Below are 2,033 nucleotides of genomic sequence, written 5' to 3' on the forward strand. Positions count from 1 at the left end.
CTATTATAACTGGGAAAGACCTCATCAAGGTATTAATGGCAAAAGACCTATCGATATGATCTCCTTAAACAACAAATAATAACCTGCTATTTTGTCTCCGAATTACTAAACCCTTACAGCAATGACGAATCGTTTACCATTTCAGTTCAAAGGGAACTAAGCGAACCTGAACTTTCCACATTTCAAATTCTCTCTTGCATCTCACCAAATAATTCTCTTATTTTGCTAATAAAATTAGCAAAATGAAACATATAAGCGTAGCTGATCAACTCATTATTTTTAGCCGTTATATCGGTCAGCAGGTTGTGATCATCAGTCTTTTAAATAATAGCGAGGTCAATATCGGCACACTTACCGGTGTAAAGCATAACGCCATATCTGTTAATATTGATGAAGTGATGCGTTGGATCCCATTGTACGATAACTTTAAACTTTGCGAAATTAAATTACTTTTAAAACCCTTAAAAAAACTCACGCCTGAAGTTGTTTCTGCAGCTAATGATCTACCTGTAAAAGCGTTCATCACCCCTTACTACCAGCAAATGGGTTACGATATGCCCATTTTTATTGAACCCGGCCATCCCTGCAATTGCAAATACGTTCAGGAAATTGAACTGGCCGATTACCGTACCCCTGCAGAAATATACCGGCAAAACGCTTTATTACATGCTTTTGAATCGGCGTAATTGATTCATGGTATGAATATTGTGTGTTATCTACGTCATTTGTTATACAATTTGCATACAATCGTAACAAAATCAGATAATTAATGCCAACTTCATACTAATGCGCTTAATTTGCGTTATTGTTTGCAAGAAACAGAATGAGCAGATCAAAAAAATTAAATATACTTCTCCCCCTTGTATCCCTACTTTTCATGGGCGCCTTTGCAAAGCACAGGTTACTTGATAAGCAGGATATTACAGGCACCCTGAATAATAAGGAAATGGATGAAATATCGGGCATCGCAGCATCAGGCATCAGTCCGGATATTTATTATGTACATAACGACAGCGGTGATACCAGCCGTTTTTTTGCAATAACAAACGGAGGCAAACTCAAATCAACCATTTATTTTAAAGGAGATAAGGCAAATGGCCTTGGCGTGCATGATTGTGAAGATATTGACGTTGGCCCGGGACCGGAAAAAGGCAAAAGCTACGTTTACCTTGGCGATATAGGCGATAATGCTCAAAACAGGCCATACATTACGATTTACCGCATGGCCGAAAAAAAATCCTGGGCCACAGGTAATGCTGCAACAGCAAATACAGAGGCTGTACGTGCAGATTTTAAGTATCCCGATGGCGCTAAAGATGCGGAAACGATGATGATTGATCCAATTGACAAGCAATTGATCATTGTGAGCAAAAGAAGTGATACTGTTGCAGTTTATACCTCACCGTTAAAATATAAAGCAAATGAAACAATAGTTTTAACCAAACGCTGCAAACTGTTCTTCCCAGGTTTTAAACCTTTTAAATGGATCACAGCCGGTGATATCTCCAAAGACGGGCAGCAGGTCCTGCTGAAAAGCTACGACAAGGTTTACTACTGGCGCCGCCAGCATAACGAACCCATATGGGAAACCATGGTACGCAAACCGCAGGAGCTTACTTATAAAGTTGAAAAACAGGGCGAAGCAATAGGCTTTCAGGCCGATGGTAAAGGATATTACACTACAAGTGAAGGCGTTTTTGCTCCGATATATCATTACGATGTGCCAAACTGATTTTCTTAAATAACTGCATATAAAAAGGCCATTGTTGAAGAAACAAGGGCTTTTTTTTATATTAAACAATCAACGTCCTATCATCAACGTAGCGTCCCATCAGGGTCTCTCGCAGAGGACCCTGATGTATGCGCCATACAAATTCGCTGTTCTCAATACCCAGAACGCGGTGAACCTCAGGGTCTCTCACAGATTAAAGTTAACCCACAAAATTATGAGCTGTTGTTAGCATAGTTAAATCCGATTACTAAGGATTGAAAAAATGAATAACCTTTCCAAAGGGTTTGCCAACCGGGCAAAC

The 2,033-nt window shown here is 39.5% G+C and carries 2 protein-coding genes; both read left to right on the forward strand.

Features of this window, described 5'->3' with window-relative positions:
• Positions 1–242 precede the first annotated feature (242 nt).
• A complete protein-coding gene (locus tag ACFFGT_RS19235) occupies positions 243–686 on the forward strand; it encodes a hypothetical protein (protein WP_377024140.1) in 444 nt (147 codons plus the stop codon).
• A 191-nt stretch (positions 687–877) separates the two neighbouring features.
• A complete protein-coding gene (locus ACFFGT_RS19240) occupies positions 878–1,732 on the forward strand; it encodes a YjiK family protein (protein WP_377024141.1) in 855 nt (284 codons plus the stop codon).
• Positions 1,733–2,033: the final 301 nt, after the last annotated feature.

Origin of the sequence: Mucilaginibacter angelicae (assembly GCF_042434235.1) — a bacterium.
Lineage (GTDB): Bacteria > Bacteroidota > Bacteroidia > Sphingobacteriales > Sphingobacteriaceae > Mucilaginibacter > Mucilaginibacter angelicae.

Excerpts from the sequence above, each read along its gene's own strand:
- ACFFGT_RS19235 (WP_377024140.1), top strand. The coding sequence starts at position 243 with ATGAAACATATAAGCGTAGCTGATCAACTCATTATTTTTAGCCGTTAT.
- ACFFGT_RS19240 (WP_377024141.1), top strand. The coding sequence starts at position 878 with ATGGGCGCCTTTGCAAAGCACAGGTTACTTGATAAGCAGGATATTACA.